At 68.3% G+C, this 26318-nt stretch carries 25 protein-coding genes and 1 tRNA gene; 9 read left to right on the top strand and 17 right to left on the bottom strand.

Annotation, left to right across the window (positions count from 1 at the left end; all coding sequences use genetic code 11):
- The first annotated feature begins 6 nt into the window (after positions 1–6).
- Positions 7–564 carry a YceI family protein gene (locus tag ASF54_RS11355; protein WP_055962878.1) on the top strand — a complete coding sequence of 186 codons (558 nt, stop codon included), beginning with the start codon at positions 7–9 and terminating at the stop codon, positions 562–564.
- A gap of 81 nt (positions 565–645) precedes the next feature.
- On the opposite strand, the gene ASF54_RS11360 is transcribed toward ASF54_RS11355, so the two are convergent.
- A complete protein-coding gene (locus ASF54_RS11360; RefSeq protein ID WP_157510161.1) occupies positions 646–1224 on the bottom strand; it encodes a DUF805 domain-containing protein in 579 nt (192 codons plus the stop codon).
- Positions 1225–1340: 116 nt separating this feature from the next.
- On the opposite strand from ASF54_RS11360, the gene ASF54_RS11365 reads away from it, so the two are divergent.
- Positions 1341–1898 (top strand): TIGR03086 family metal-binding protein, encoded by a 558-nt coding sequence (locus tag ASF54_RS11365; protein WP_055962882.1) that lies wholly within the window; start codon positions 1341–1343, stop codon positions 1896–1898.
- A 166-nt stretch (positions 1899–2064) separates the two neighbouring features.
- Positions 2065–3783 (top strand): long-chain-fatty-acid--CoA ligase, encoded by a 1719-nt coding sequence (locus ASF54_RS11370; protein ID WP_055962885.1) that lies wholly within the window; start codon positions 2065–2067, stop codon positions 3781–3783.
- Positions 3784–3787: 4 nt separating this feature from the next.
- Here the strand turns inward: ASF54_RS11370 and ASF54_RS11375 are convergent, their stop codons facing one another.
- The gene (locus ASF54_RS11375; RefSeq protein WP_055962888.1) at positions 3788–4756 is read right to left on the bottom strand and encodes an oxygenase MpaB family protein; all 969 of its coding nucleotides are present in this window, start codon (positions 4754–4756) and stop codon (positions 3788–3790) included.
- 95 nt (positions 4757–4851) lie between these two features.
- Positions 4852–5670: an SDR family oxidoreductase gene (locus tag ASF54_RS11380; RefSeq protein ID WP_055962890.1), complete on the bottom strand. Its 819-nt coding sequence runs from the start codon at positions 5668–5670 to the stop codon at positions 4852–4854.
- A gap of 97 nt (positions 5671–5767) precedes the next feature.
- On the opposite strand from ASF54_RS11380, the gene ASF54_RS11385 reads away from it, so the two are divergent.
- On the top strand, positions 5768–7447 hold the full coding sequence (locus ASF54_RS11385; protein WP_055962892.1) for a long-chain-fatty-acid--CoA ligase: 1680 nt from the start codon (positions 5768–5770) through the stop codon (positions 7445–7447).
- A 34-nt stretch (positions 7448–7481) separates the two neighbouring features.
- Here ASF54_RS11385 and ASF54_RS11390 read toward each other — a convergent pair whose 3' ends face one another.
- The 3 genes from ASF54_RS11390 to ASF54_RS11400 are packed head-to-tail and all read right to left on the bottom strand — an operon-like array spanning position 7482 to position 10376.
- Positions 7482–7922 (bottom strand): SRPBCC family protein, encoded by a 441-nt coding sequence (locus ASF54_RS11390; protein WP_055962895.1) that lies wholly within the window; start codon positions 7920–7922, stop codon positions 7482–7484.
- A 10-nt stretch (positions 7923–7932) separates the two neighbouring features.
- Positions 7933–9378, bottom strand: coding sequence for a phytoene desaturase family protein (locus tag ASF54_RS11395; protein WP_055962898.1), 1446 nt, complete (start codon positions 9376–9378; stop codon positions 7933–7935).
- Complete coding sequence (locus ASF54_RS11400) at positions 9375–10376, bottom strand: SDR family oxidoreductase (RefSeq protein WP_055962900.1); 1002 nt, start codon at positions 10374–10376, stop codon at positions 9375–9377. Before ASF54_RS11400 ends, ASF54_RS11395 begins: the two co-directional genes overlap by 4 nt.
- A 156-nt stretch (positions 10377–10532) precedes the next feature.
- Here ASF54_RS11400 and ASF54_RS11405 point away from each other — a divergent pair, with 156 nt between their 5' ends.
- Positions 10533–10853 carry a DUF7882 family protein gene (locus ASF54_RS11405; RefSeq protein WP_055962903.1) on the top strand — a complete coding sequence of 107 codons (321 nt, stop codon included), beginning with the start codon at positions 10533–10535 and terminating at the stop codon, positions 10851–10853.
- Between the two features lie 142 nt (positions 10854–10995).
- Here ASF54_RS11405 and ASF54_RS11410 read toward each other — a convergent pair whose 3' ends face one another.
- The 3 genes from ASF54_RS11410 to ASF54_RS11420 all read right to left on the bottom strand — a co-directional run bounded on the left by ASF54_RS11410 (position 10996) and on the right by ASF54_RS11420 (position 12759).
- A complete protein-coding gene (locus ASF54_RS11410; protein WP_084816214.1) occupies positions 10996–11412 on the bottom strand; it encodes a DUF3054 domain-containing protein in 417 nt (138 codons plus the stop codon).
- Positions 11412–12092 (bottom strand): hypothetical protein, encoded by a 681-nt coding sequence (locus ASF54_RS11415; RefSeq protein ID WP_055962907.1) that lies wholly within the window; start codon positions 12090–12092, stop codon positions 11412–11414. Before ASF54_RS11415 ends, ASF54_RS11410 begins: the two co-directional genes overlap by 1 nt.
- A gap of 238 nt (positions 12093–12330) precedes the next feature.
- Positions 12331–12759, bottom strand: a complete 429-nt coding sequence (locus tag ASF54_RS11420) for a VOC family protein (protein WP_055962909.1) — start codon at positions 12757–12759, stop codon at positions 12331–12333.
- Positions 12760–12852: 93 nt separating this feature from the next.
- Between ASF54_RS11420 and ASF54_RS11425 the strand changes: the two genes are divergently transcribed.
- Positions 12853–14016, top strand: coding sequence for an SGNH/GDSL hydrolase family protein (locus tag ASF54_RS11425; protein WP_055962913.1), 1164 nt, complete (start codon positions 12853–12855; stop codon positions 14014–14016).
- A 77-nt stretch (positions 14017–14093) separates the two neighbouring features.
- Here the strand turns inward: ASF54_RS11425 and ASF54_RS11430 are convergent, their stop codons facing one another.
- From ASF54_RS11430 to mnmA, 8 genes are all read right to left on the bottom strand, one after another.
- Positions 14094–14939: a DUF3097 domain-containing protein gene (locus tag ASF54_RS11430; protein ID WP_055962916.1), complete on the bottom strand. Its 846-nt coding sequence runs from the start codon at positions 14937–14939 to the stop codon at positions 14094–14096.
- Between the two features lie 10 nt (positions 14940–14949).
- Positions 14950–15504 carry a hypothetical protein gene (locus ASF54_RS11435; protein ID WP_055962919.1) on the bottom strand — a complete coding sequence of 185 codons (555 nt, stop codon included), beginning with the start codon at positions 15502–15504 and terminating at the stop codon, positions 14950–14952.
- A gap of 13 nt (positions 15505–15517) precedes the next feature.
- The gene (gene gatB / locus ASF54_RS11440) at positions 15518–17026 is read right to left on the bottom strand and encodes an Asp-tRNA(Asn)/Glu-tRNA(Gln) amidotransferase subunit GatB (RefSeq protein WP_055962921.1); all 1509 of its coding nucleotides are present in this window, start codon (positions 17024–17026) and stop codon (positions 15518–15520) included.
- The gene (gene gatA / locus ASF54_RS11445) at positions 17026–18570 is read right to left on the bottom strand and encodes an Asp-tRNA(Asn)/Glu-tRNA(Gln) amidotransferase subunit GatA (RefSeq protein WP_055962925.1); all 1545 of its coding nucleotides are present in this window, start codon (positions 18568–18570) and stop codon (positions 17026–17028) included. The genes gatB and gatA overlap by 1 nt, the downstream gene beginning before the upstream one ends.
- Positions 18567–18866, bottom strand: coding sequence for an Asp-tRNA(Asn)/Glu-tRNA(Gln) amidotransferase subunit GatC (gatC, locus tag ASF54_RS11450; RefSeq protein WP_055962927.1), 300 nt, complete (start codon positions 18864–18866; stop codon positions 18567–18569). Before gatC ends, gatA begins: the two co-directional genes overlap by 4 nt.
- 76 nt (positions 18867–18942) lie before the next feature.
- On the bottom strand, positions 18943–20349 hold the full coding sequence (locus tag ASF54_RS11455; RefSeq protein WP_157510162.1) for an alpha/beta hydrolase: 1407 nt from the start codon (positions 20347–20349) through the stop codon (positions 18943–18945).
- Between the two features lie 187 nt (positions 20350–20536).
- Positions 20537–22819, bottom strand: coding sequence for an NAD-dependent DNA ligase LigA (gene ligA / locus ASF54_RS11460; RefSeq protein ID WP_055962933.1), 2283 nt, complete (start codon positions 22817–22819; stop codon positions 20537–20539).
- Between the two features lie 9 nt (positions 22820–22828).
- The gene (mnmA, locus tag ASF54_RS11465) at positions 22829–23956 is read right to left on the bottom strand and encodes a tRNA 2-thiouridine(34) synthase MnmA (protein ID WP_084816215.1); all 1128 of its coding nucleotides are present in this window, start codon (positions 23954–23956) and stop codon (positions 22829–22831) included.
- Between the two features lie 54 nt (positions 23957–24010).
- On the opposite strand from mnmA, the gene ASF54_RS11470 reads away from it, so the two are divergent.
- The 3 genes from ASF54_RS11470 to ASF54_RS11480 all read left to right on the top strand — a co-directional run bounded on the left by ASF54_RS11470 (position 24011) and on the right by ASF54_RS11480 (position 26243).
- Positions 24011–25273: an MFS transporter gene (locus ASF54_RS11470; RefSeq protein WP_055962936.1), complete on the top strand. Its 1263-nt coding sequence runs from the start codon at positions 24011–24013 to the stop codon at positions 25271–25273.
- Between the two features lie 42 nt (positions 25274–25315).
- Positions 25316–25397, top strand: a tRNA-Leu gene (locus ASF54_RS11475).
- Positions 25398–25562: 165 nt separating this feature from the next.
- Entirely contained in the window at positions 25563–26243 is a 681-nt protein-coding gene (locus tag ASF54_RS11480) for a DedA family protein (protein WP_055962939.1), read from the top strand.
- The last annotated feature ends 75 nt before the right edge of the window (positions 26244–26318 follow it).

The following is a 26318-nucleotide window of genomic DNA, read 5'->3' on the forward strand; positions in this document are numbered from 1 at the left end:
CACCACATGGCTATCACCACCGAAACCATCCCCGGCTACGTCGCAGGCACCTGGAACATCGACCCGATGCACTCCGAGCTCACCTTCTCGGTGCGCCACCTCGCGATCTCGAAGGTCAAGGGCAACTTCTCGAAGTTCGACGTGACCCTGACCACCGGTGAGTCGATCGTCGACTCCACCGTCGAGGCTGTCATCGACATCTCGTCCATCTCGACCGGCAACGCCGACCGCGATGGCCACCTGCACTCCGACGACTTCTTCTCGACCGAGACGCACCCCACCGCGACCTTCAAGTCGACCAAGGTCACCGAAGACGGCGACGACCTGCTCATCGACGGCGAGTTCACGATGAAGGGCGTCACCAAGCCCACAACGCTGAAGGCCGAGTTCGGTGGCATCGTCACCGACGGCTACGGCCAGACCAAGGCCGGTTTCTCGGCTAAGGGCAAGATCGACCGCACCGAGTTCGGTGTCTCGTTCAACCAGAACCTCGAGAAGGGCGGCGTGCTGCTCGGAAACGACATCTCGTTCGACCTCGAGATCCAGGTCGTTCTCGCCTCCTAGCACTCACTCGCCACGAGGCTGAGACCTCGAAAACGACCGGATCCTTGAGATCCCGCTGGTCGTTTTCGAGGTCTCGCTCCGTTAACGGGCACGCGAGGTGCGTCGGCCCGACCAGAAGGCGAGCGAGGTCAGGCCGAGAGCGACGAGCGTGAGGCCAGCACCGGAAATCCACCGGATCACCTCGAACGGAACGACAGCGCTTGAGCCAGACGGATATGAGCTGATCGATGCCGTGTCGCCTGGCCCACCCGAGAAAGGGATGAAGGTGTCGACCGGCGAGTCGGACGGCAGAGCCGGCTGGATAACGAACACGATCCCGATCACGAGAAGCAGCAGTCCGACGGGCACCAGGATCCGGGTGGCCCACCACCGAGGCCGTGTCGCGCTGTGCTTCCGCCTCGCGTCGACGGTGAGACCCGACCAGAACCCGAGCACGGCGAGACCGATCACGGCGAGAACGACACCCGGCGTGAAGTCGCTCGCGATATCCGGCGTAAACGTGGTGTCGCTCAGCGGCGCGTAGGCGAACCAGCCGAACGAGACGGGCTGCGCATCCGCCCAGATGACGGCGGCCACACCCACCACCGTCGCCGCGACCGAGGCAACAGGCCAGATCAGGCCGCGCCGTCGGATCCTGCGTTCTTCTCCCCCACCACCCATTCGGTGATTCTCCCATCAGCGAACGAGGCCCGGGAACACCTCGACAAGGGTCAGAGTTGCACCAAGCCCCGGGGCCGTGTGCCACTGCTCGGGGCCCGACACGAGAGGATCACACCGTGACCACCGACTGGATCGCCCTCCTTCGCCTCGCCCACGCCGAGTTCGCCGACCGCATTGCCGCTGTCACCGACTGGGATGCCCCGACACCCGACACCGACTGGACCACCCGCGACCTCGTCGCCCACGTGATCGACGACCAGCAGTGGGTGCCGCTCTTGCTTGCCGGCAAGACCACCTCCGAAGCCAAGCTCGCCGTCGCCCCGCTCGGCGACGACCTGGCTCTCGAGTGGCATCGCTACGCCGCTTCCGCTCTGGACGCGTGGCAACAGGCCGACCTCGACCGCGAAGTGCATCTCTCGTACGACACCGTGACCGCGTCCGACTACCTCGCCGAGCAGGTCGGCGACGTGACGATCCACTCCTGGGATCTTGCTCGCGCCACCGGCACCAGCGAAGAGCTCGACGACGCGCTCGTCGACGCCGTGTGGGGAGTGTTCGAGCCGCAGGCCGAGGGGCTCGCCGCGAGCGGCCTCTTCGCGCCGATCGTGCCGGTGCCCGAAAACGCGCCGCTGCGGGTGCGCCTGCTCGCGCTGACGGGTCGCGACGCGAGCTGACCCGCGTGGCTCTGGCGAGCCAGGCCTTTCTGACGCGGATCGGCCAATCCGACCCGGCGCGCCGCGTCGCAATGGCCGATTCACGTCGCTCAGCGAGGCTCAGCGCCCTCAGCGCGGGCGACCGCCGTACTCCCAACCCCACAGCCACCCATGGTTGGCTTGGCCCATGTCAGCCTCACAGCTCCCGGTCGACGTCGACCGCCCCTGGCTCGCTCACTACGCCCCCGGTGTCCCGCACGACATCGAGCCCTCTGACGCGACACTGGTCGACCTCATCGACGAGGCGGCGAGCACTTACCGGAGCCGAACGGCGCTGGAGTTCTTCGGGCGCGAGACCACCTACCGAGACCTGCACGATCGGATCCTGCGCGCCGCGGAGGGCCTCCGACGCCTCGGTGTCGAGCCCGGCGATCGGGTCGCTCTGCTGCTGCCGAACTGCCCGCAGCACGTCGTCGCCTTCTACGCGATCCTGCGACTCGGCGCCGTCGTCGTCGAGCACAATCCGCTGTACACCGACCGCGAGCTTCGCCACCTCTTCGAAGACCACGAGGCAAAGGTCGCAATCGCGTGGGACACCCTCGTCGACCGCCTCGCGTCCATGCCGAGCGACATCCGCTTCGACCGGATCGTCGCCGTCGACATCACCCGTGAACTGCCTCTGGGCAAGCGCCTGGCCCTTCGGCTGCCCGTCAAGAAGGCGCGCGACTCGAAGGCGGCGCTGACGACCGCCAAGCCCGTTACGAGCGGCAAGACGGTCACCACCTGGGCTGACCTCGTCGACCACCGTCCGCTGCGACGAAAGCACGATCGACCCGCAGCCGACGACGTCGCGCTGCTCCAGTACACAAGCGGCACGACGGGCACGCCGAAGGGTGCGATCCTCAGCCACCGCAACCTGCGCAGCAACGTCGAGCAGGGCCGGGCCTGGGTGCCGGGTCTCGACGACGGGGCCGAGACCGTCTACGGCGTCCTGCCGTTCTTCCACGCCTACGGCCTCACGCTGTGCCTCACGTTCGCGATGCGCATCGGTGCCCGACTCGTGCTGTTCCCGAAGTTCGACGTCGACCTCGTGCTCGCCGCGGCGAAGAAGCACCCGCCGACGTTCCTCCCGGCCGTGCCGCCGATCTACCAGCGTCTGGCCGACGCCGCCCGTGAGCGGAAGGTCGACCTGACGGCCTGCCGAGCTGCAATCTCGGGTGCGATGAACCTGCCGGCCTCGACCGTGACCGCGTGGGAGGAAGTGAGCCGCGGGATCCTCGTCGAGGGATTCGGCCTGACCGAGACCTCTCCCGTCGCGCTCGGCAACCCGGTCGGCCCGTCGCGCCGCTCGGGCACGGTCGGCGTGCCCTTCCCGTCGACCTTCGCGAAGGTCGTGAAACGCGAGGATCCCACGGTGCCGGTCGAGCCCGGACAGCCAGGTGAGCTGCTCCTCAAGGGTCCGCAGGTGTTCCAGGGGTATTGGCGCAGGCCCGACGAGACGGCCGCCGTGCTGCTCGAGGGCGGGTGGTTCCGCACCGGCGACATCGTCACCATGAGCGACGACGGCTTCATCACGATCGTCGATCGCATCAAGGAGCTGATCGTGACCGGCGGCTTCAACGTCGCGCCCTCCGAGGTGGAAGACGCCGTGCGCGGCATCGACGGGGTTGCCGACGCCGCCGTCGTCGGTCTCCCGCGTGAGGCCGGCGGCGAGGATGTCACCGCCGTGGTCGTGCTCGAACCGGGCGCGTCATTCGACGAGGAGGCCGCTCGGGCGCAGTTGCGCGACAACCTCGCCGCCTACAAAGTGCCGAAACACCTGTTCGTGGTCGACGAGTTGCCGCGCAACCTGATCGGGAAGGTGCTGCGGCGGAAGGTGCGCGACGAGCTCATCGCCCGAGGCTGACACGCTACGCAGGATCCGCGATACCGAGCCGTGCCCTCCGCAATCGCGCGTGTTTGGCGGCGACCGGCTCCGGCCCCAGTAGCGCGCCGATCCCGGCGAGCATGGCGCCCGCGGGGGCCCGCGTCGGTAGGTCGAGCGGGCCGACGTGGGGCGCGCGAAGCCCGAGTAGTTCACGATGGCGCGGCGATAGGGTGCTGACGGCGCCGTTGAACAGCACGGGGTAGCCGGCGCGCAGCACCGGAAAGAGCGGTGGTCGGCGCAGGAACTTCACGACGTCATCGGTGCGGGCCGAGCGCTCGAGGGTGCCCGCATCGTCGAAGGCCGCCAGTTGCGCCTGCATCTGAGCGACGGAACGCGGCGGATCCTGGACTCCCATGAGCTCGCCGGCTTTGGCCCACTCGCGCACGTACGCGTCGGGCCCGCCCGGGATGGGGTCGCCCCACGCCATGGCCGCCGCCAGGAACGAGTCGGCGAATGCCATATGCACCCAGGCGAGCAGGTCGGGGTCGTTGGCCTTGTAGTCGCGCGAGACGCCGTGGCGGTCGTCGTAGCTGCCACTCACCTTCTCGTGCAGCCGGAGCACCCAGTTCGACGCGTGGGTCGCGGCCTCCTGCGAACCGTACGAGACGGTGAAGATCCAGCGGATCGTGCCGGCGAGACGGCCCAGAGGATCCTCCCGATACCGAGAGTGGTCGTGCACCCCGGCGAGCGCTCCCGGGTGAAGCGCCTGCACGAGCAGCGCGCGAACTCCCGCGGGGATCGTCGACATGCCGCCGTGCACGGCCCACACGGCCGATCCCGGCCCGAAGAAGCCGGGGTCGTCGCCCTTCTCGAGGTCGCTGACCCACTCGGGTGTGCCCGTGCGCTGGCCGTTGAAGGTGTAATGAAGGCGCGAGCGGATCGGTTCGGTGACGCGGGCGAGGCCCGAGGGGGCATCAGTCGAAGGGGCCCCGGACGAAGCAGTGGCTGGCATCCGTCCAGTGAATGCCAGCCACCTGACAGCGGGCCCCCGATCGCTCGGGACCGAGCGATCAGCGGGAGCGGCTGGCTGTGTTCAGTCGCTTTCGATCAGTTGCCGTGCGCCTCAACGGAGACGGGCTGCCATTCGTTCCAGGTCGCCAGACGGGACTCGTAGTCCTTCGTCGCGATCTCGATGGGCGCCTTGCCGAAGAAGATGCGCAGCGGCGGCTTCTCGGCGTCGACGACCTTGAGGATCGCCGTGCGGGTCGCCTTAGGGTCGCCGGGGTTGTTCGCCGACGGACGGCTGGCGGCGGCCTCACGGACATCCTTGTATTCGGGCAGCTCGTCGCTGCGCGAGGCCGAGGGGCCCGACCAGTCGGTCGAGAATCCGCCGGGCTCGATCAGGGTGACGTCGATGCCGAAGCCGGCGACCTCTTGCGAGAGCGACTGCGAGAAGCCTTCGAGCGCCCACTTCGACGCGTGGTACGCGCCGACCGTCGGAAAGGCGCTGATGCCGCCGATGCTCGACACCTGAATGATGTGGCCCGAACCCTGCTTGCGCATGATCGGCAGCGCCGCCTGGGTGACCCAGAAGGCGCCGAACAGGTTCGTCTCGAGCTGGGCGCGGAGCTCGTCTTCGGTGATCTCCTCGATCATGCCGAAGTGACCGTATCCGGCGTTGTTGATGACGACGTCGAGGGCGCCGAAGCGCTCGGCCGCCTGCTGGACGGCGGCGAAATCGGCCGAGCGGTCGGTGACGTCGAGAGTCAGCGGCAGGACGCTGTCGCCGTACTGCTCGACGAGGGAGTCGAGCGTCTCGATCTTGCGGGCGGTGGCAGCGACCTTGTCGCCGCGCTCAAGGGCCGCCTCGGCCCACTCGCGGCCGAAGCCCTTGGATGCGCCGGTGATGAACCAAACCTTGCTCACTGTCGTGTTCCTTTCGATGAGTGATTCCTGGGTCAGGCAACTCCCTCGGATCCTCGGCTTCCCCAGGTTCGTCCCCCGAACCTTCTAGAGTGGTGCAGTGACCATCGACAGCGCCCGTCCCTGGCTGGGCTCCTACGCCCCCGGCATCCCTCACGACATCGAGCCCGCGACCGGCTCCCTCATCGATCTGGTCCGCGACACCGCTCAGAAATACCCGAAAGCCGTGGCGCTCGAGTACTTCGGCGCGGAGACGACCTACGAAGACATGGTCGATGAGATCCAGCGGGCCGCCGAAGGCCTCCGCCGCCTTGGGGTGAAGAAGGGCGACACCGTCGCGCTGATCCTGCCGAACTGCCCCCAGCACGTCGTCGCGTTCTACGCGATCCTGCGTCTCGGCGCCATCGTCGTCGAGCACAACCCGCTCTACACGCCGCGCGAGCTGCAGCACCAGTTCGAAGACCACGGCGCCCGCTTCGCCATCGCGTGGGACAAGACGGTAGCGACGCTGCAGAAGTTCCCGGCCGAGGTGCCCCTCGACGGCATCGTGTCGATCGACGTGACCAAGGCGATGCTCTTCTCGATGCGCGCCCAGCTCCGCCTGCCGATCAAGAAGGCCCGCGAGTCGCGCGAGCGCCTCACGACGAGCGTCTCGGGCACGACTCCGTGGGAGAAGATCGCGGCGTCCCCTCGCATCGACGCGAACCACCCGCGCCCCGAGACGGGCGATCTGGCTCTCATTCAGTACACCTCCGGCACCACGGGCAGCCCCAAGGGTGCGATGCTCACCCATGGCAACCTCCTGTCGAATGCCGCACAGTGCCAGGCCTGGATCCCGCAGATTCAGGAGGGCTCGAGCGTCGTCTACGCAGTGCTGCCGATGTTCCACGCGTACGGCCTCACGCTCTGCCTCACCTTTGCCATGCGGATGGGATCGCGCCTCGTGCTGTTCCCCGCGTTCGAGCCGTCGCTCGTGCTGAAGGCGATGAAGAAGCACCCGCCGACATTCCTGCCCGCCGTGCCTCCGATCTACCAGCGGCTGCAGCGGGCGGCCGACGATGCCGGCGTCTCGCTCAACGGCATCGAGATCGCCATCTCGGGCGCCATGCCGCTCTCGGCCTCCGTGGTCGAGCCCTGGGAGGAGCGCTCGCACGGGTGGCTCATCGAGGGCTACGGCCTCAGCGAGACCTCCCCCGTGCTGATGGCGAACCCGGTCGCCGACAGTCGCCGTGCCGGGACCGTCGGCATGCCCCTGCCGAGCACCGAGGCCCGCGCCGTCGACCCGGACGACCCGACGAAAGACGTCCCGCTCGGTGAGCGCGGCGAGCTCGTGGTGCGCGGACCGCAGGTCTTCAGCGGCTACTACAAGCGCCCCGACGAGACCGCCGAGGTCTTCACGGGCGACTGGTTCCGCACGGGCGACATCGTCACCATCTCGGACGACGGCTACTTCACCATCGTCGACCGCATCAAAGACCTCATCATCACCGGTGGGTTCAACGTGTCGCCGTCCGAGGTCGAAGACACGCTCAAGCAGTTCGCGGGGGTGGCCGATGTCGCGGTCGTGGGTCTCGGATCCTCGTCGAACGAGCAGGTGACCGCCGCGGTGGTCGTCGAGCCCGGCACGACCCTCGACGAGGCGGCACTGCGCGAGTTCGCGCGAGAGAACCTCGCCGCCTACAAGGTTCCGCGTCGCATCGTCGTCGTCGACAGCCTGCCCAAGTCGCTCATCGGCAAGGTCATCCGCCGCCACGTGAAAGAGCAGCTGCTCAAGAAGTAGGCCTTGCCTACCGAGAGCAGCGCCGGGCCGCGTGTCAGCGCCCGGCGCGCCCCTCGGCAAGCCAGGCGAGACGCTGCAGCGCCTCGGTGTTGCGAATGTTCAGCGCTATCGCCATGAGTGGTTTCGGCACCACGAGGCCGGGGCCCTTCGAGGCGAACTCTTCCATGCGGACGACGCAGCCGTCTTTGTGCCGCTTGACGTCGATGATCACGACCGCTTCGCCGATCGGCCAGCCTCGCGCGACGAACTTCGCGTGCCGAGGGGCGTCCCACTCCACCGACGAGGTCGTGTCGTCGATCACGACGGGCCAGGAGCCGAATGAGTGATGGATCTCAGCTCCGGGGGCAGGCCAGGCGTCCGACACGTCGCGGATCCGGGCGGAGCCCACGACCCAGCTCGCGAACAGCCAGCCGTCGGCGAGCACCTCGAAGACGGCTTCGGGTGTGGCGTGGATCAGGCGGTGGCGAACAGACATGGCGCCCCTTTCAGAGTCCGAGGTGAGGAAGCGAGCGTATGCCGAATTCGTGTCGCAGTGCACTTCGGGCCGCGTAGGCGCCACCGAGACCGTGCACGCTCGGGCCGGGCGGGGTCGACGACGACCCGAGGTAGATGCCCTTTTCGGGCGTGCGCCACGGGTCGATATCGACGATCGGCCGCGCGATGAGCTGCTTGACGCTCGGCGCCCCGGTCGCGATGTCGCCGCCGATGTAGTTCGGGTCGTAGTTCTCGAGGTCTTTGGCCGTGCGCGACACCGACGCGAGGATCGTGTCGCGGAACCCGGGCGCGTATTTCTCGATCTCACGGGTGATGACCTCGGTCTGGTCGATGTCGCTGTCGCGCGGCACGTGCGTGTACGCCCAGAGCGCCGCCTTGCCTTCGGGGGCTCGGGTCGGGTCGATCACTCCCTGCTGAACAACCAAGACAAAGGGATCCGGCGCATGGCGCCCGTGGGCCACCGCTCTTTCGGCGGCCGCCACTTGCTCGCGGGTGCCCCCGAGATGCACGGTCGGCGATCGGCGCACGTCGACGTTCAGCCACGGCACCGGCTCCGAGAGGGCGAAGTCGACCTTCGAGGCGGCGTTGCCGTACTCAAACTTGTTCAGCGCGCGCGAGTACCAGGAGGGGAAGCGGTCGCCGCCGATCGCGGCCATCGCTCGGGCGCTGACGTCGAAGACGACTGCTTTGGCGTGGGCGACCTCGTCGAGCGACGTCACCTCGACGCCGGTCTCGATCTCGCCCCCGTGCGCGATCACGTCGGCGGCGAGAGCGTCGATGATGCTCTGACTTCCGCCCTGAGGCAGAGGCCAACCGCGAGCGTGCGCATGCACCGCGAGAGCGAGGCCCGCGGCGGAGGCCGCGAGGGTCGGCATCGGACGGATCGCGTGCGCCATCACGCCGGCGAGCATTGCCGGCGCCTCTTCGGTGCGCCAGCGCTCGTTCCACCACGGCATGCCCTGGTCGAGCATCGCGAGGCCGAAAAGGGCTGCGGTTGCGGGATGGCGGGGAAGCTGCAGCAGCGATGACAGCGAGAACTGCGCGAGCTGGTCGTCGCGGGCGACGAGGTCACCGAGCAGACGCTCGTACGAGCGGCCGTCGGGGCCCAGGCCGGCCACAGTGTCGGCGAGACTCCGGTGCGCGATGCCCGCCCGGCCGTCAGCCAGCGGGTGCGCGTAGCTGATGTCGGGGGTGAGCATCGGGATCCTGCGGTCGAGTTCGAACCGCCGGAAGAAGCCGGAGACAGCACCCATGGGGTGCACGGCGGAGCAGATGTCGTGCAGGAACCCTGGGAGCGTCAACTCGGCCGTGCGCGCGCCGCCGCCGATCGTGTCGTTCCGTTCGAGCACCCTTACCTTCAGCCCGGCCCGCGCGAGCACGACGGCCGCTGCCAGCCCGTTGGGGCCGGCTCCGACGACGATGGCGTCGTCGGTCACTTGCGCGCCTTGACGCCCGCCACCAGCGCCGTGAGCCCAGCCGCAGCCGCGCCGATCGCGGCGGCGTAGCTCACCGTCCGGTGCTGGGTGTACCAGATCTGCGGGCTCGACTCCTTGGCCTTATCGCTGAAGATGCCGCGTGAGCCGTGATCGCCGGCCACGGGCTCGTAGAGGTTCGTCGGCAGCATGGGCTCCGACTTCTCGGGGGCCTGCTGACCGGAGTAGCCCGTCTTGGCAAGGTAGACGTCGAGGAAGCTCGCGACGAACCGGTTGCCCAGCACCGTCATGACGGTCGGCTCGCCGATCCAGCTGCGGCGGCGAGGTCGTTCGGCGACGTCGGCGACGGCGCGGGCGCAGGTCTCGGGCTGGAAGATCGTGGGAACGGGCTGCGGGTGGTCGGGCAGCTGCGACTTGACCCAGTTGAACTGGATGGTGTTCATCGCGGGCATGTCGACCTGCGAGATCTTCACGTGACTCTTGTTGTGGATCAGCTCGGTCGTGACCGACTCGGTGAAGCCCGTGATCGCGTGCTTGGAGGCGCAGTAGGCGGCCTGGAGCGGAATGCCGCGGTGGGCCAGTGCCGACCCGATCTGGATCACGTGGCCCCGGTCGCGGGGAACCATGCGCTTGAGAGCTGCGCGGGTGCCGTTGACGAAGCCGAAGTAGTTGACGTGCGTGGCCCGCTCGAAGTCGCCCGGGTCGGTGGTGAGGAACTCGCCGAAGACGCCAACCATCGCGTCGTTGACCCAGAGGTCGATCTCGCCGAGCTCGACTTCGATCCGCTCGGCTGCGGCCTCGACCGCGTCGTTGTCGGCCACGTCGACGCTGATCGGCAGGGCTCGGCGGCCCGTGCTGCGAACGTCGGCGGCTGCCCCGTCGAGGCCGTCCTCGCCGCGCGCCAGGATCGCGACATCCCACCCGCGCTCGGCGAGTTCGCGGACGATGGCACGGCCCAACCCGGCGGTTCCGCCGGTGACGACTGCGATCTTGTTCGACATGGATCTCCTCGGTGCTGTTGCGTCGGTCGGCTGACCGCGGGATGCTTCACGGTAGTCGTGCGACCCTGAGCCCGCGCGGGCTCCGACGTCAGGTACCCTCGTTTCGCCACACTCGTGTCATCCGGGACTCGTGCGGCGTCACCACCAAGGAGAACCATGGGATCACTGATCTACGGTTCGACCTCGATCGAGATCGAGTTCGAAGACCGCACGCTCGAACACCTGCAGATCGTGATCGCCACCAAGCTCCGTCGTCGCGAGTCGTTCTTCTTCTCGTGGCGAGACCCGCAAAAGGTCGGCGACGGTCGGTCGAGCCTCTGGATGGATCCCGGCATCCCCCTCTACTTCAAGTACAACGGCGGCCGCGTGCCCTCGATCAGCCGGGCCTGGCTGGCCGAGCTGACCACGAGCGCGAACAGCTCGAGCGGCCTCGTGCTCTCGGACGAGCCGTCGCTCGACAACAGCGTCAAGTCGTAGGTCCGGCACCTTTCGGGCGCGCCGCTCGGGGCTCGTCGAAAGTGCAAAAAATGGCCCTGCCTGAGCTAGCGGAGGGCCATTTCTGCACTCTCGCCGCAAGCCCGGCCGGTCGGTGGGCCGGCGGGCCGTCTGCCCGGCCGGGCTAGGCAGCCGTCCGCTGCCGCCGCTTCGCCAGCGTGATCGCCAGAGCTCGCCATCCGAGCAGAAAGACACCGAGCACGATGGTGGTCACGATGACGAAGCTCACCGCTACGCCCTGACCCGACGAATCACGCAGCAGCATCCCGACGAACACGGTCGCGACCCAGATCACGACTCCCGAGTGCAGCGTCACGAACGGCCACCGGAATCCGACGATGCCGAGCCACCCGATCACCAGCCCGCACACGAACGGCCAGGCCGTCGTCAGCACTCCGACGAACGCGTCCGACTCCGCGTGACTGCGTCGACCGATCAGCACGAAGACCAGCACCAGCGCGAGGTCGATCACGAACGACCACCACGGGAACCGCCGAAAGACGGTCGACGACGGATTCACGATCCGATCGATGACGCCCATCAGCGCGACCTCGGATTTTCGAGGGCCCGCGACAGCTCGGCGAGGAGCTCGTCGATCTGCGGTTCGACCAGGCGGTCGATTGCGTCGGAGATCCGGGTGCGGTGTTCGACGAGAGCAAGGCAGACGGCAGTGCCGACCTGCCGGGCGTGGTCGTCGGCGAGTTCGAGTTCGGTGCGCAAAGCGGCTTTAGCTTCTTCCGAGTAGCTGGCGGGGGCGTCGGCGAGCGACGAGGGGGCAGGATCCGACGGCTCGGCACGAGCGGGCGGCACGACGCGGTCGGCTTCCGCGAGTTCGGCGAGGGTGAAGAGGTAGGGCTGCCCGGGCTCCGGCTCGGGATCGATCTCGAGCCCCTGGAACTCGAGGGCGAGACCCTCGTCGGGCTTGTAGCCGGCGGGCTCCGGCTGGGCGGCGCGGCTCAGCTCGCGCGAGACGAGTGGCAGGTTGCGCGCCGTGTACTCCTCGACCGCCTCGTCGATGATGACGCGCATGCGACTGAGCAGAGCGTGCTGCACGGTGTGCGGCACCTCATGGTCGAACCCAGCCGCTGTCGCGACTGGCGAGCCCAGGCAGAGCCGGCACACTTTCGTCCGAGCCCGGGAGGTGCCGATCTCCCAGCGCGGCAGCCATCGAAGGAAGGCGTCGACGCCGTTGCGCACGCGCCCCTCGATCGAATCGGCCATGCGCACATCGTACGGCGAGGACCCCCGTATTCACCGCTACGCCGATCGCGTGCCCCCTCTGCCGATCGCGTGCCCCCGCTGCAAATTTGAAGGAGAAACCGGGCGGCGACCTCGTCGGATCCTGATGTCTTCGTCGGCGGCGCGACGTTTCTCCTTCAAATTCGGGCGGGCCACAGCTCGGGTGGGCAGCAGACCGGGCGGGCAGCAGAGCGGGCAGGCAACAGCTCGGGCAGGCCGATCAGGCGCCGGCAGCAGCCGAGTTGACCATCCAGTCGACGCCGAACTTGTCTTTCAGCATGCCGAACCGATCGCCCCAGGGAGCCAGCTCGTAGGGCGCGACGATGGTGGCGCCCGCGGCGAGCCCTTCCCAGTACGCGGCAAGTGTCTCGGAATCGCCGTCTCCGCCGCCGGACAGCGAGACGCTGATCGCACTGCCCGACTCGCCGGGCATCGACGACGGGGCATCCGCGGCCATCAGCGTCAGGCCGCTGTCGGTGACGAGTTGGCCGTGCATGAGCAGCTGCTCCTCACCGGGGAACTGCTCCGCCATGCCGCCCTCGGCGAAGGTCATCGTGGTGGGGGTGCCGCCGAGCACCGAGGCGTAGAAGTCGAGGGCCTCGCGAGCCTGACCGCGAAAATTCAGATACGGGTTGAGCGTGATAGCCATGGGACCCTCCCGGTCTCGATGTCACAGCCGTTGTGACGGCGCCAGTCTCCCGCTCGGAGGAGGTGCACCACAAGGTGCCCGTACGATTGGCAGATGCCGAAAACGAAGCGAAGGATCCGTCGGATCCTGCGCTTGGCCCCCGTCCTGGCCCTGCTCGTCGGTTGCGGCGTCGCTCTGCCCCTGCCCGCTACCGCGGCCACCTCGGGCGCAAGCCCGGCAGACGGTCCCGAGTATGTCGCCCTCGGCGATTCGTATGCCGCGGGCTACGGCCTCACTCAGCCGACGGATCGTCCTGTCGCCGCGTGCGGTCAATCCGCCCTCGACTACCCCCACCTCGTCGCGTCGTCGCTGGGCCTCGACCTCACCGATGTGTCGTGCGCGGGTGCGACCACCGCCGATATCGTGTCGACGCGCCAGCACGGCGCCGATCCGCAGGCCGATGCCCTCGGCAGTCAGACAAAAGTGGTCACGGTGTCGATCGGCGGCAACGACGCGGGTCTCTTCTCGACGGCGTCAAAATGTATCGCCGTTGCGAAGGAGGGCCCCGTGATCAGCTCGGGGGCGTCGTCGTGCCGGTCAGCGCTCGTCACCGACGGCGTCGATTCGCTGGCCGCGGCGATCGACGGGCACGTCACCTCGGGGCTCCGATCGGCGTTCGCCACGATCGCGTCGCGGGCACCGCAGGCGAAGGTGATCGTCGTCGGCTACCCGGCCATCTTCCCGGACGCAGCCCACACTCCTGCGGCGGGATGCTTCCGCCCGGTCGTCTCGGCGTCGACCCTCACCGACGGGCTGCCCACGAACGGCTTCCCCTTCACCGCTACCGACGTGAAGTACCTCTCCGGTGTGCAGAATCACCTCGACGACGCCCTCCGCTCCGCTACGAAGGCCGCCGGCTTCACCTATGTGTCGACGCTCGCGGCGACCCGGGCGCACTCCGGCTGCGCGACCTCGGGGTCGTACATGCAGGGCATCACTCTGATCGCGTCGGCGGGATTTAGCGACATCTCGCTGCAGCGCGGTGCCCTGCATCCGAATGCCGCCGGCGCTCGCTTCCTGGCTGCGCAAACGGGTGCCGCCGTCGCGGCTGCTCTCGCGCCCACCGCGTCTCCTTCGCCGACGTCGTCGCCCACAGGCTCGGACGGCTTCACGATCGACCTCGGCTGGATCGTGTTCGGCGGGATCCTGGTGGTCTTCGCTGTGATCGTGCTGCTCGCCTGGCGCGGTATCACCCGCGCTCGCGCCGACCGACGCTAGCGAATGCCTGATGGCCAGCCACCCGAGACGTCAAAATCGACCGGGCATCAGCGCCCCAAGAGGTCGATTCAGAGGTCTCACGCGGCGGGCGCCGTGATGAAGTCGATCAGCTCTTCGACTCGGCCCAGAAAGGCCGGCTCGAGGTCGGCGAACGTCCGCACCTGGCCGAGGATCCGCTGCCACGCCCGGGCGATATCGGCCTGCTCGTCGTGCGGCCACCCGAGTGCCTGGCAGATGCCGTGCTTCCACTCGATGGAGCGCGGAATCGTCGGCCACTCCGTCATGCCGAGCCGCCCCGGCTTGACCGACTGCCACACGTCGACATACGGGTGCCCGACGACCAGCACCGAGCGGCCGAGCGGGCTGCGGCTGATCTGTTCGGCGATCCGGCTCTCTTTCGAGCCCTTCACCAGGTGATCGACGAGCACACCGACCTTGCGCGTGGGCGAGGGCTTGAACTCCTTGAGCACGTCGGCGAGGTGGTCGACGCCTTCGAGGTATTCGACGGCGACGCCCTCGATCCGCAGGTCGTGCCCCCAGACCTTCTCGACGAGCTCGGCGTCGTGCCGCCCCTCGACGAAGATGCGGCTCGGCAAGGCCACGCGCGCTGTGGCGTCAGTCACCGCGAATGACCCGGAGGCCGACCGGAGACGCCCCTGAGGCGCCGCCCGGGGGTACTGCAGCCGCACGGGCTCGCCGTCGATCGCGAAGGCCGAGGTGAGCGGAAACGCACGGACGCGGTCTTTCCAATCGACGAGCTCCACCGTCTGGGCTTCGACGCGCACGATGGCGCCGGTGAACCCTGATCGGGTCTCTTCGACGACGAGGTCGCGCACGGCGTCGACGACACGGGGCGGTTTGCGCCCCGCGTCTTTCCAGCCCTTCGCGAGGACGTCGTCGCCGTAGCGATCGAAATCGGTCATGGCCCCTCCTCTAGCGGCGTCGCGCGGCCTTGGCCTCGGCCGGCTGGAATCCGTCGGCGAAGACCCACACCGCGAACACGAGCAGGCCGATGATGTACAGCGCCGAGACGACCACCGGCAGCCACGGCGATTCGAGCAGGCCGTTCTTCTGCGAGACGACCGCCACCATCACCTCGGCGGCGAGAAACCAGAACGTGATTCCGATGGCCCGCGACAGGTAGATGAAGTAGCGGTGCTTCATCTCGCGCACCCGCTCGCGTCCGCCCGACTTCCAGTAGGCGGCGTGCGGCACGAGCATGTGCCGCGCCGGAGTCACCGCGAAAGCGAGAGAGCCGAGGATCCACGCGCCGAGCACGATGAGCCCGGCGATCGTGGCGGTGATCTCGAGATCGCTCCGTGACGCCGCGAGCCCCTGCTTGCCCGCCGAGGCCCAGATGAGGATCGAGTGGGCGGGCAGCACCCGCGAAGCCACGATGACAGCGACCACGAGTGCCACCAGGCCGATCAGGCCCGGACGCAGCGGCGTGAGCCACCAGGCCGTGCCCTTCGGAGCGGGGGAAGACACTGTGCCGGACAGCTCAGGCCTGCGCTCTCTCGAGCACGAGCTCGCGAACTCGGGCCGCGTCGGCCTGACCCTTCATCGCCTTCATGACCGCGCCGATCACCGCGCCGGCCGCCTGCACCTTGCCGTCGCGGATCTTGGCCAGCACGTCGGGCTGGGCAGCCAGCGCGTCGTCGATGGCCGCGATCAGCGCCCCGTCGTCGGAGACCACCTTGAGCCCGCGCTTCTCGACGACCTCGGACGGCGATCCCTCGCCGGCGATGACCCCTTCGAGCACCTGGCGCGCGAGGCGGTCGGTGAGCTCGCCGGAGTCGATGAGCGTGATGAGCTCGGCGACCTGCTGCGGGGTGACCAGCGAGGAGGCCTCGACCTCGGGGCCGGCGGCGTTGGCAAGGCGCGCGATTTCGCCGGTCCACCATTTGCGAGCGGCCTGGGGCGAGGATCCTGCGCTCACCGTCTCGACGATCTCACCGAGCAGACCGGCATTCTTGACGTCCTGGAACTCCAGGTCGGTGAAGCCCCACTCGGCCTTCAGTCGCGTCCGCATCACGGCCGGCGACTCGGGCAGCGCCGCGCGCAGCTCGTCGATCAGCTCGAGCGACGGCTCGACCGGGAGCAGGTCGGGCTCGGGGAAGTAGCGGTAGTCGTCGGCGTCGCTCTTGGGGCGCCCGGCGGAGGTGCGCCCGGTGTCTTCGTGCCAGTGGCGCGTCTCCTGCGTGATCGAGCCGCCCGCGGCGAGGATCGCAGCCTGACGCTGGATCTCGTAGCGGATGGCGCGCTCGACGGCGCGGAACGAGTTGACGTTCTTGGTCTCGGTGCGGGTGCCGAGCTTCTCCTGGCCGCGGGGGCGCAGTGAGATGTTGGCGTCGCAGCGCAGGTTGCCGCGCTCCATCTTCGCCTCCGAGATGCCGAGACCGCGGACGATGTCGCGGATGGTCTCGACGTAGGCGGCACCGAGCTCGGGGGCGAGGTGCTCCGCGCCGATGATCGGGTGCGTGACGATCTCGACGAGCGGCACGCCGGCGCGGTTGTAGTCGACGAGGGAGTACTCGGCGCCCTGGATCCGGCCGGTCGACCCTCCGACGTGAGTCAGCTTGCCGGCGTCCTCCTCCATGTGAGCACGCTCGACGGGCACCGTGAACAGCGTGCCGTCCGGCATCTCGACCTCGACCGAGCCCTCGAACGCGATCGGCTCGTCGGACTGGCTGATCTGGTAGTTCTTGGCGAGGTCGGGGTAGAAGTAGTTCTTCCGCGCGAAGCGCGACGTCGGGGCGATCGAGCAGCCGAGCGCGAGGCCCAGGCTGATCGCGTACTTCACGGCCTGGCCGTTGACGACGGGCAGCGACCCCGGAAGACCGAGGTCGACCGGCGTGATGTTCGTGTTCGGCTCTCCGCCGAACTCGTTCGGGGCGTCGGAGAACATCTTGGTCTTGGTCGACAGCTCGACGTGCACCTCGAAGCCCACGACGGGCTCGAACATCTCGAGAGCCTTGTCGTAGTCCATCAGTTCTGGGCGGGCGGCCATCAGACGACTCCCTCGGTTGCGGCGGACTGTTCGGAGGCGCTGAGGCTCGGCGCCTTCGAGATGAGTGTGTGACCCCACGACTGCTCGAAGAGCTGCTCGAGCGCGGCACCGTAGGTGTAGAGGCGGGCGTCTTCGCGGGCCGGAGCCATGAGCTGGATGCCGGTCGGCAGGCCGTCTTCGTCGGCGAGGCCCATGGGGATCGACATGCCGGGGATTCCGGCGAGGTTCGCCGGGATCGTGGTCAGGTCGTTGAGGTACATCGCCAGCGGGTCGTCGATCTTCTCGCCGATCGGGAACGCCGTGGTCGGCGCGGAGGGCGAGAGGAGGATGTCGACCTCGTCGAACATACGGGCGAAGTCGCGCTGCACGAGCGTGCGCACCTTTTGCGCGCTGCCGTAGTAGGCGTCGTAGTAGCCCGCGCTGAGCGCGTAGGTGCCGAGGATGATCCGGCGCTTGACCTCGGGGCCGAAGCCCTGCTCGCGAGTCGCCGACATGACCTGCTCGACCGTGCCGCCGCCCTCGGGGTTGACACGGAGACCGAAGCGGACCGAGTCGAACTTCGCGAGGTTCGACGACGCCTCGGCGGGCAGGATCAGGTAATAGGCGCTGATCGCGTACTCGAAGCTGGGGGCCGAGACCTCGACGATCTCGGCGCCGGCACTCGTCAGCAAGGCGACGGCGTCGGCGAAGCGGGCCTTGACGCCCTGCTGGAAGCCGTCGCCGTTCAGCTCCTTCACGATGCCGATCTTGACGCCCTGCAGCGAGCCGGGAGCGAGGCCGGCGGTGGCCGCATCGGCGAACGAGGGCCATTCGTCGCGCAGCGAGGTCGAGTCGCGCTTGTCGTGCCCCTTGATGACGTCGTGAAGGAGCGCCGAGTCGAGCACGGTGCGGCTGACGGGCCCGACCTGATCGAGCGACGATGCGAGCGCGATGGCTCCGTATCGGCTCACCGAGCCGTAGGTGGGCTTCACGCCGACCGTGCCCGTGACGGCGCCGGGCTGACGGATCGATCCGCCGGTGTCGCTGCCGAGGGCAAGCGGCGCCTCGAACGCGGCGACAGCCGCGGCCGAGCCTCCGCCGGAGCCTCCGGGGATCCGGTCGAGGTTCCACGGGTTGTGGGTCGGGCCATAGGCCGAGAACTCGGTCGACGAGCCCATCGCGAACTCGTCCATGTTGGTCTTGCCGAGCGGCACGAGGTCGGCGGCGCGAAGCTTCGCGACGACGGTCGCGTCGTACGGCGGCACCCAGCCCTCGAGGATCTTCGAGCCGGAGGTCGAGGGCATGTCGGAGGTGCACAGCACGTCTTTGATGGCGATCGGCACACCGGCGAGCGGGCCGAGCTTCTCTCCGGCTTTGCGCTTCGCGTCGATCTCGGCCGCCGTCTGAAGGGCCGCCTCGCTCACGTGGAGGAACGCGTGCACGTCTTTGTCGACGCTCGCGATCCGGTCGAGGTGGGCTTTCGTGGCCTCGACGCTCGAGACCTCGCCCGAAGCGAGCTTCGAAGCCAGGTCGGCCGCCGACAGGCGAATAAGGTCGTCGCTCACTGCTCTTCTCCCAGGATCGCGCTCACCTTGAAGCGGCTTCCGTCGTGCTCGGGCGCACCCGCGAGTGCCTGCTCCTGCGTCAGCGTCTCGCCGACCACGTCGTCGCGGAACACGTTCGAAAGCGGGATCGGGTGGCTCGTCGCGGGAACGTCTTGCCCGGCGACCTCCTGCACCTTCGCGATGCTGTCGACGATGTGCCCCAGCTCTCCGGTGAGTTTCTCGATCTCGTCGGGCGTGAGGGCGATGCGGGCGAGACCTGCCAGGTGCTCCACCTGCTCGCGGGTGATTTCAGACATGGCCCCAAGTCTATTCGGGCCCCGCCGAGGATCCGGCACGGCGCCGCCCTCCCCCGCGCTCGGAGGCGAGTCGGCGTTACGCGCCCACCGACTCCCGGTTGATGTCCTGGGGCCGTACCAGCCCGAGCGACGGGCCGTTCGTGAGCTCGGGCGCGCCCGGGTCGGGCCGTCGGCCGTCGGCGAGGTCGCCGCGACCGATGCCGATGAGCGCGAGGCTGCGCATCGAGTGGCTGCCGGCCGTGAAGTACTCGTTGTGCGAGACGACGGCCGTGACTCGCTGCTCGGTATACGGATCGACCATCGCCCCGAGATTGAGCTCCTTCGCCCCGAACGCCATCGATCCGGGATCGGCCCCGAACACCGCACTGCCCGCCACGGGGTCGAGGGCCGCCGCCGCGACGAAGACGTGACCGGCCGTGACGTCGAGCTTCGACGCCGTTGCGACCACGCTTCCGGGCGACCCCATGGCCACGAAGTCGTCGACCCGGATGCGACCGGACGACAGGGCGATGGTCGAGGTCGTCGATCCGTAGGAGTGCGCGATGAGGGTGACCCGCGGCATGTCCGTTCGGCGATCGGCGTCGAGGCCCTGGATGGCGTCTTCGAGTTGCCGTGCTCCCGTCGTGGCCAGACCGATTCCGAGCACGTTCGTCAGGCCCGGCGTCTTGTAGCCCATCCACGCGACGACGGCCGAGGTGGCGACGTGGTGCGAGACCGATGTCGAGAGGGTGTTCGACCAGAACGTCTGCGAGCTCTGCAGATCAGCGGCGGCCCCCGTGAGGCTCACCATCTGCGTTGTCACCGTGTAGAGCATGCCCGGCACGATCACGCTGACGTTGGCCGCCCGGTCGACATCGCCGACCGCCACGGCGGCCCGACCCGGAAACACGGTGTCGAGTGAGAGCAGACTCCGGTCGGAACCCGCTGCCAGTGCGGCCTGCACCTGGTCGAGCATGGCCACTCGTGGTGCCTCCGTCGACCCGCCGACGGCCTCGTGCGACTGCGCGGCCCGGGCACTCAGGCGCTGGAGCGTGCTCTCCAGGGTCAGTCGGTTGGCCGCGTCGCGGATCTTGTAGGGGATGCCCTCGAGGTTGCCGACGATCGACGGGAGCGCCGTGGCGAGGGCGGTGCGGCGCTCGAGCCCCAGAGATTGCCACCATGACCTCGTGGCCGTGGCGGATCCTTGGCGCCCGACGGCCGTCGCGAAGGCGACGTCTTCGCCGGTGTCGGAGTCGAGTGAACGGCCGAACCTCTCGAGCGTGGCGACGGGAGCTGTGCCGAGGCCGTCGAGACACGCGGCAGCGTCGGTGACCTCGCCCCGGCAGGCGGTCAGATCGCCGGCCGCGACGGCGGGCGCGAGCGAGACGGCCGAGCGGATCTCTCGACCGGGTGCGATGCGGCTGTCGACCAGGGAGACAGGCGTCGCCGTGGCCGACACGTGGTGGCTCGGCGCCGACACCTGCTGGGCGGTCGCGTCGCTCATGGGCACGGCTGTAGGCCCGGCCACACCAAGCACGTGGACCGAGGAAATCAGGATGGCTGCGGCAAAGAACAGCACGTCGGGGTTCCTCTACTAGCCCACCCGAATCTTGTACCCCTACAGACGAGATCGATGAGCTAGCACACAGCTTAGGAGCGCGACGCCTCCTGTGACCAGTACTGGGGTGGAATCACTCGGTATCGTCACCCGAACTGGGGATACCCTCATCCCCCTCACTGGGGTCGTCAAGCCCCGTCGGGCCCGTCGTGACAAGGATCGCGAATTCGGCGGCGTCGATGATGCGTACCCCGAGGGTTTCAGCCTTCGTGAGCTTCGAACCGGCGCCCGGCCCAGCCGCGACGAAGTCGGTCTTCTTGCTGACACTGTTTCCGGCTTTGCCCCCGGCAGCCAAGATGGCCTCCTGGGCGCCCTCGCGCGAGAACCCCTCGAGCGATCCCGTGGCCACGACCGTGAGACCCGCGAGGACTCCCCCGGCTGACACGGCAGCCCCGGGCCCGGGGTGGCCGGGGGTCGTGAACTGTACGCCCGCGGCGGTCCACCGGTCGATGATCTCGACGTGCCAGTCGACCTCGAACCAGGCGAGGAGGGCGTCGGCGATGATGCCGCCCACTCCGTCGACCGCCGCGAGTTCGTCGCGGGAGGCAGCGCGGATCGCGTCGAGCGACCCGAAGTAGTCGGCGAGCGCGCGCGCGGCGACCGGCCCCACGTGGCGAATGCTAAGACCGACCAGGATCCGCCACAACGGGCTCGTCTTCGCCTTTTCGAGATTTTCGAGCAGCACCTCCGCCCGCTTCGAAGGCGTCGGTGAGCCGTCTTCTTGCAGTTTTGCCACCCGGAACGGCGACATGACCTTCGGCTTGTCGCCGTCGAGCTTCTCCATGCCGGTCTCGGAGTCGCGCACGATCACGCGAATCGGCAGGATGTCGTCGATCGTCAGTTCGAAGAGGCCCGCCTCGGTGCGGAGCGGGGGCTCTTTCGGTTCGAGTGGCTGGGTCAGCGCAGCCGCCGCCACCTCGCCGAGGCCCTCGATGTCGAGTGAACCGCGCGAGGCGATGTGCTCGACCCGACCGCGCACCTGCGCCGGGCAGCTCTTGCTGTTGGGGCAGCGGAGGTCGATGTCGCCCTCTTTTGCCGGCGCCAGCTTCGTGCCGCACTCGGGGCAGTTCTCGGGCATGACGAACTCGCGTTCGGTGCCGTCGCGGAGCTCGACCACCGGGCCGAGCACCTCGGGGATCACGTCGCCGGCTTTGCGCAGCACGACGGTGTCACCGATGAGCACGCCCTTCGCCTTGACGACCTGCTGATTATGCAGCGTCGCCTGCCGTACCTCGGACCCGGCGACCTCGACCTTCTGCATCACGGCGAACGGCGTCGCCCGACCGGTGCGCCCGACGCTGACGACGATGTCGAGGAGCTTCGTGTTGACCTCTTCGGGCGGGTATTTGAAGGCGGTCGCCCAGCGCGGGGCCCGCGACGTCGCGCCGAGCTCTTCGTGCAGGCCGAGGTCGTCGACCTTGATGACGATGCCGTCGATCTGGTGCTCGACCGATGCGCGCTGCTCGCCGTACTTCGTGATGAACTTCTCGACCTCGGCGACGGTGTCGAAGACGCGGAAGTGAGTCGAGATGGGCAGGCCCCACGACCCCAGCAGGCCGTAGATCTCAGACTGGGCCGTCACATCGGTGGATGCCTCGAGCTCACGGACCGGCCAGGCGCCGATGCCGTGGACGAGCATGCGGAGCCCCTTGAGCCGCCTCACCATGAGCGCCTTCTTCTCGGGGCTCTTGCCCTCCTCCTTCTGCCGGAGGGAGCCCGCTGCAGCGTTCCGCGGGTTGGCGAACAGACGCTCGCCTGCGGCGAGCTGGGCGGCGTTCAGCGCATCGAACTCGGCGACGGGGAAGAAGATCTCGCCGCGGACCTCGACGAGCGGAGGATGCCCCGTGCCCGACAAGCGCTCGGGGATCGTGCCCATCGTCAGCACGTTGCCGGTGACGTCTTCGCCGACCACACCGTCGCCCCGGGTCGCCGCCGTGACGAGCACGCCGTTCTCGTAGCGGAGGTTGATCGCGAGACCGTCGATCTTGAGCTCGGAGAGAAACCGCACGCGCTCCGCCCCGGCGTCGCGCTCGACCTTGCCGGCCCACTCGGCGAGCTCGTCGAAGTCGAAGACGTTGTCGAGGCTGAGCATGCGCTCAGCGTGCTCGACGGGGGCGAACTGCGTGGTCTCGGCCCGGCCGCCCACGGTCTGGGTCGGGCTGTCGGGCGATTGCAGCTCGGGGTGCTCGCGCTCGATCTCGTCGAGGCGGTGCACCATCTTGTCGTAGTCGGCGTCGGCCACCGTCGAGGCGTTGCCCTCGTAGTACTGGTCGCGCAGCTCGAGGATCCGGGTCGTCAGAGACTGGGCCTCATCGCGGGCCGCCTCGAGGTCTGTCGTCGGGGTGGCCTCGGCCATGCGGTACTCCTAGAAAGAGGGAACGGGAACCGGCACGGCGCTGACCGTGCGGTCGATCGTGCACTGACCGAGCACACGGGTGCCGACGTACACGACGGCCGTCTGGCCGGGAGCCACTCCGTTGAGCGGCTCGTCGGGTGTGACGACAAGTTCAGTTCTACCCTCGACCGCCGACACTCGGGCGACCGCGGGAACGGGATCGGCATGGGCGCGAATCTGCACGTCGCAGGCGAAGGGCTCCGTGGGATCCTCGGGAGCTTTTCCGGCCCAGGAGAACTTCGAGCCCGCGATCTCTCGGATGTCGAGGGCCTCTTTCGGGCCGACCACGACGGCGTTGTCTTTCGGGCGCACCTCGAGCACGAAGCGGGGCTTGCCGTCGTCCGACGGATAGCCGATATTGAGGCCCTTCCGCTGGCCGACGGTGAAGGCGTGCGCACCCTCGTGCTGACCGATCACAGCGCCCGTGCGGTCGAGGATCTCACCCTGCTCTGCGCCGACCCGGTCGGCCAACCAGCCGCGGGTGTCGCCATCGGGGATGAAGCAGATGTCGTGGCTGTCGGGCTTCTGCGCGACCGTGAAGCCGCGGGCCGCCGCCTCGGCACGAACCTCGGCCTTGGAGGGCGTGGCGCCCAGCGGGAACATCGAGTGGTCGATCTGCTCCTTGGTGAGCACGCCGAGCACGTACGACTGGTCTTTGGCCCAGGCGCTCGCCCGGTGAAGCTCTTTGTTGCCGTCGGCGTCGATCTCGATCGAGGCGTAGTGACCGGTCGCGACGGCGTCGAAGCCGAGGGCCACCGCCTTCTCGAGCAGGGCGGCGAACTTGATCTTCTCGTTACAGCGCATGCACGGGTTCGGGGTACGGCCGGCGGTGTACTCGGCGACGAAGTCGTCGACCACGTCGAGCTTGAACCGCTCCGAGAAATCCCACACGTAGTAGGGGATGCCGATCATGTTGGCGGCCCGCTGGGCGTCCATCGAATCTTCGATCGTGCAGCAGCCGCGGCTGCCGGTGCGCAGTGTTCCCGGCATCCGGCTCAGCGCCAGGTGCACTCCCACCACGTCGTGCCCGGCATCGACGGCCCGGGCTGCCGCTACGGCGGAGTCGACGCCGCCACTCATCGCTGCCAGAACCTTCATGCGAACCAGTCTACGTCTCGGGGCTCTGCCACCTCGGGTCTAGAGTCGTCTTCGATGACCAGCGCCGACGGATCCTTCTCGATGCGATCCGTCGCACTCTCTGCCTTCCTCCCCGCCGCCCTCTTCGCCATCGGCGAGGGCGCGATCATCCCGATCATCCCGGTGGCGAGCGACAACCTCGGTGCGACCCTGGCACTCTCGGCGTTCGTCGCCTCGCTGATCCTCGTCGGCGAGCTCTTCGGCGACATCCCGAGCGGCTGGCTCGTCTCTCGCATCGGCGAGCGCACCGCCATGATCGGCGCGGCCCTGGTCAGCGTTATCGGCCTGCTCGTCTGCGTCTTCTCGCCGAACGTCGTCATTCTCGCGATCGGCGTCTTCCTGATCGGACTCTCGACCGCGGTCTTTGCCCTCGCTCGCCACGCGTTCATGACCTCGTTCGTGCCTCCCGAGATCCGCGCCCGCGCGCTGTCGAGCCTCGGCGGAGTCTTCCGTCTCGGCTACTTCGTCGGCCCCTTCCTTTCGGCCGGGCTCATCCATCTGACCGGCGCCGTGCAGTCCGCCTTCTGGATTCACATCGTCGCGTGCCTGGCAGCAGCCGGCGTTCTCCTGGTGATCAAGGATCCGGCGGCAGCGCTCGCAACGAGGTCGCTGCGCCACCCCAGCGCCGCTCCCACCACCGGCGAGATCGAGGTCGGCACCGAGTCGAAGGGCCTGTTCCCCACCCTCTGGAAGCACCGCGGCGTGCTCGTAAAGCTCGGCAGCGGTGCGGCGCTGATCGGTGCCATGCGCGCCGGGCGCCAGGTGATCTTGCCCCTCTGGGCGGTCTCGATCGGCATCGGATCGTCGCAGACGGCGCTCATCATCGGTATCGCCGGGGCGATCGACTTCGCTCTCTTCTATACGAGCGGCCAGATCATGGATCGCTGGGGGCGGATGTGGAGCGCGATGCCCTGCATGGTCGGGCTCGGCCTCTCGTACCTCGTGCTGTCGGTCACGCATGCCCTCCCGAACAACGTGACGTGGTTCATCGGCGTCGCCATGTTCATGTCGGTCGCGAACGGCATCGGATCGGGAATCCTGATGACCCTCGGCGCCGACCTCGCCGACAAATCCGACCCGGCGCCGTTCCTCGGTGCCTGGCGCTTCACGGGCGACTTCGGCAGCGCGGCCGCGCCCCTGCTGATCGCCGGGATCACGGCGCTCGTGTCGATCTCGCTCGCGTCCGGCGTCATGGGCGTGCTCGGGTTCGTCGGGGCCGGGATCCTGCTCCGCTATGTGCCGCGGTATTCGCCGCATCAGCCGCATCTGAAGCGCTGACGAGGCTCCCGGTGCCGCGCTGCCGGGTACACTCGTCTCGCCGCGGGAGTGGTGGAATTGGCAGACACGCAGGATTTAGGTTCCTGTGCTTTCGAGCGTGAGGGTTCAAGTCCCTTCTCCCGCACTGTAAGCCGAGATCCCAGACAGAGGCACCGGGGCCGCCCGGAATACCGGAGAGATCCTCGGGGGTTACCCCCAGAGTCGCTGTCTTCCGTGTCCGATACGCTTGCCCCGATCACGAAGCGGGCGCACCGACCTCCTTCGGTTCGTTCTTCCTGGAGTTCTCCCCATGCTGCCGCTCGCCGCGATCCCCTTCCTCGATCCCGAGGCCCTCATTCACGCGTTCGGGCCGTGGGCAGTGCTCGGCATCTGCGCCATCATCTTCGCCGAGACCGGCCTTCTGATCGGCTTCATCTTTCCCGGCGACACCCTGCTCATCCTCGCGGGCGTCCTCGCGGCGACCACACCGGGCGGCCTCGGCATGCCCATCGTCCTGATCGCGCTCTTCATCGCGGTCGCGGCGTTCCTCGGGGGCGAGCTCGGCTATCTGATCGGGCACAAGTTCGGTCCGCGCATCTTCGAGCGGAAAGACAGTGGCATCTTCTCGTCCGAGAACGTCAAGAAGACGAACGAGTTCTTCACCCGCTTCGGGTCGGGCGCCGTCATTCTCGCCCGGTTCGTGCCGGTGATCCGCACCTTCCTGCCCCTTGCCGCGGGCATCGCCCACATGCACTACCGCCGGTACTCGCTCTTCAACGCCATCGGAGCCATCGCCTGGGGCTTCGGCATCACGATGATCGGCTTCGGCATCGGCCACATCCCGCCGGTGGCGCAGTTCGTCGAGAACTACATCGACCTGATCCTGCTGGGCGCCGTCGCAGCGACCGTCATTCCGATCGTGATCAAGGTGCTGAGCTCGTCGCGCAAAGCGAAGAAGCTCGAAGAGGCGCAGGCGTCCCCTCAGGCATAGCCGCGGGCCGCAGCCGCTAGGCAAGGCAAGGCGAGGCAAGGCGACGTGAAACGGCCAACCCGACGTGCCGCGGTG

It is taken from the genome of Frondihabitans sp. Leaf304, assembly GCF_001423105.1.
Lineage (GTDB): Bacteria > Actinomycetota > Actinomycetes > Actinomycetales > Microbacteriaceae > Frondihabitans.